Genomic DNA, 3,028 nt, shown 5'->3' with positions numbered 1-3,028 from the left:
GAAATCGGCGATGAACCAGTTCGCGATACTATACGGCGACCGCTTCACCCTCGCACCACGCTGAACGACACGAGGACAGATTCAGAAACCGCCCCACACACAAAAAACAGGACATCCCCGTCCCAGACCTTGACCGCGCTCTTGTTGCCGCCCTTGCCGCCGATGCGGATGCCTTGCGGGTTGTAGCCGCCGTGGCCGAAGGGGCTGGTGCCGCCGGTGCCGATCCACTTGTTGCCGCCTTCGTGGCGTTCCTTTTGTTCCTCCAGCCGCTTGCGCAGCTCCTGCATCAGTTCGTCCCACTCCAGCCGCGGGGCGTTGGCCTTTTGCTCGTCGGACAACAGGCGCTGCAGCGTCTGGCGCAGCCAGTCGGCGGGGATTTCCTGCGTGAAGTCCGCGATCTGCTCCACGCCGCGAAAGTACGCCGCAAAGGCGCGATCGAACTTGTCGTAGTGCCGCTCGTCCTTGACCAACGTGGTGCGCGCCAGGTAGTAAAAATCGTCGATCGAGCACGCCTGCGGGTTGCGCGGGCCGACCACACCCGCCTGCAGCGCCTCCAGCAGCGTCAGGTACTCCTTGACCGACACGGGCAACCGCGCCGCGCGCAAGGTGTAGAAAAAGTCGATCAGCATCGGGCGGTCAACGGTTGCGCTGGTTCATGAAGACGAGCTTTTCGAACAGCACCAAGTCCTGCTCGTTCTTGAGCAGCGCCCCCACCAGCGGTGGCACGGTCAGTTTGCCGTCGGCGGACTGCAGGCTGCTCGGGGCGATGTCTTCGGCCGCCAGCAGCCGCAGCCAGTCCAGCAGCTCCGAGGTGGAGGGCTTTTTCTTCAGGCCCGGCAGTTGTCGGATGTCGAAGAACGTGCGCATGGCGGCGCTGACCAGCTCGTCCTTCAGGCCAGGGAAGTGCACGTCCACGATCTGCTTCATCGTGGCCGGCTCGGGGAAGCGGATGTAGTGGAAGAAGCAGCGGCGCAGAAAGGCGTCGGGCAGGTCTTTCTCGTTGTTCGACGTGATGAAGACCAGCGGCCGGTGCCGGGCGCGGATGAGCTCGCGCGTCTCGTAGCAGTAAAACTCCATGCGGTCGAGTTCGCGCAACAGGTCGTTGGGAAATTCGATGTCGGCCTTGTCGATTTCGTCGATCAGCAGCGCCACGGGCCGATCGGCTTCGAACGCCTGCCACAGCACGCCCTTGACGATGTAGTGGCGGATGTCCTTGACCCGGTCGTCGCCGAGCTGGCTGTCGCGCAGGCGGCTGACCGCGTCGTACTCGTATAGCCCCTGCTGGGCCTTGGTGGTGGACTTGATGTGCCACTGCAGCAGTGGCATGTCGAGCGCGCGCGCCACCTCCTCGGCGAGCATGGTCTTGCCCGTGCCGGGCTCGCCTTTGAGCAGCAGAGGCCGCTGCAGGCGGATGGCTGCGTTGACCGCCAGCACCAGATCTGGCGTGGCGACGTAAGAAGGGGTACCCGTGAAAACCATGAGTTCGTCTGCCGTGGTGAAGTGGAACGAGTCTATATAATCGGTCGTTGATTTTTGTCAAACGTCCCTCTCATTGTGCTGGCAACATGAATCGAACGCTGACTCCATTGCTCAAAACCATTGTCGCGGGCGCGACCGTCGTCGCCGCTGCCGCTGTACAGGCCCAGACACCCGCGGGGGACGTCAAAGCCGGTGAGGCCAAAGCCGCGATGTGCATCGGCTGCCATGGCATCCCGGGTTACCAGAACAGCTTCCCCGAGATCCACAAAGTGCCCATGATCTCGGGTCAGTCGGGGCCGTACATTGCCGCAGCCCTGCAAGCCTACCGCAAGGGCGACCGCAAGCACCCCACCATGCGCGGTATCGCGGGTTCGCTGTCCGATCAGGATATCGCCGATCTGGCCGCATACTATGCGAGCCACCAGACCGCTGCGGCGCCCGAACAGCCCAAGGCGGCGTCTGCCGCCGTGGCGGCTTTGCTTGAGAAAGGCGCCTGTGTGTCCTGCCACGGTGCCAATTTCAGCAAACCGATCGACCCCAGCTACCCCAAGATCGCTGGCCAGCACGCCGACTACCTGTACGTGGCGCTCAAGTCGTACAAAGTCGAAGGAAACCCGTACATCGGTCGCAACAACGCGATCATGGGCGGCATCGTCCAGCAGTTCAGCAATGCCGAGCTCAAGCAAATGGCCAACTACCTGGCGTCCATCAAGGGCGAACTGACGGTCAAGCCGCAGCCGCGCTTCCGCTGACTGCATCGCTCGCCACGACAGCGACAGCCCCGCACGCCCGTGCGGGGCTGTCGTCGTTTGGGGCATTCCCATGCCGCCACGCCGGGCTGGGCTACGGGAAAACCCTAGTGCTGGGCTGGTATAATTTTCGGTTTCGCCCAGGCCGCCTCGGCGTGCCTGGTGGTGCAACACGATTGGATGGGGGATCGAGCCATGCAAGGGCTTCATCTGACGGCTGATCTGTACGACTGCCGGGGGGCCGACGGTCTGATGACCGATGCGGCGGTATTGGCCGAGTTGTGCCGACGCCACACGATCGGGGTGGGGCTGACCCTGGTCGATGAAAAATGGCACACGTTTCCGCCCTACGAGGGGCAGCCCGGCGGGGTGACGGGGATGTTGCTGCTGGCCGAGTCGCACCTGGCAGTGCATACCTGGCCCGAGCGGCGCGCCGTCACGCTGGACGTGTACGTCTGCAACTTCACCACAGACAACTCGGCCAAGGCCGAGGCGCTGTTGCGCGAGATCGTGGCCGCATTCGAGCCGCAGCGCAGCGAAATCCACCGCCTGCAGCGCGGCAGCGAGCAGCGCCCCCCGCTCGAGACGATTCTGGAGCCGCTCAACGACGCGGGTGATGCCGTCTACGGCTTCGTCAGCAGCGAGCGCGTGCTGGCGCGGCGCAGCCCGTACCAGACCATTGAGCTGCTGCGCACGCCGCGCTTCGGGTTGGCGATGCGCATCGACGGGCACTTCATGACGTCGGAGGGCGAGGAGTTTTATTACCACGAATGTCTGGTGCACCCGGCGGCGGTCGCACA

Annotated in this window: 3 protein-coding genes and 1 pseudogene; 2 read left to right on the top strand and 2 right to left on the bottom strand. The window is 63.9% G+C overall.

The window, feature by feature from the left end; translation table 11 throughout:
- Nucleotides 1-119: 119 nt before the first annotated feature.
- Nucleotides 120-629 (bottom strand): annotated as a pseudogene (locus Q0716_RS02830) (hypothetical protein); the annotation flags it as partial.
- Nucleotides 630-636: 7 nt separating this feature from the next.
- The gene (locus Q0716_RS02825) at nt 637-1,479 is read right to left on the bottom strand and encodes a MoxR family ATPase (RefSeq protein ID WP_299019431.1); all 843 of its coding nucleotides are present in this window, start codon (nt 1,477-1,479) and stop codon (nt 637-639) included.
- An 86-nt stretch (nt 1,480-1,565) separates the two neighbouring features.
- Between Q0716_RS02825 and Q0716_RS02820 the strand changes: the two genes are divergently transcribed.
- Entirely contained in the window at nt 1,566-2,231 is a 666-nt protein-coding gene (locus Q0716_RS02820) for a c-type cytochrome (RefSeq protein WP_299019430.1), read from the top strand.
- A gap of 192 nt (nt 2,232-2,423) precedes the next feature.
- A partial coding sequence (gene speD, locus Q0716_RS02815; RefSeq protein WP_299019429.1) for an adenosylmethionine decarboxylase occupies nt 2,424-3,028 on the top strand: 605 nt, incomplete at its 3' end.

It is taken from the genome of uncultured Tepidimonas sp. (assembly GCF_938045175.1).
Classification (GTDB): Bacteria; Pseudomonadota; Gammaproteobacteria; order Burkholderiales; family Burkholderiaceae_C; genus Tepidimonas.
This window is presented reverse-complemented; position numbering and strand designations above follow the sequence as displayed.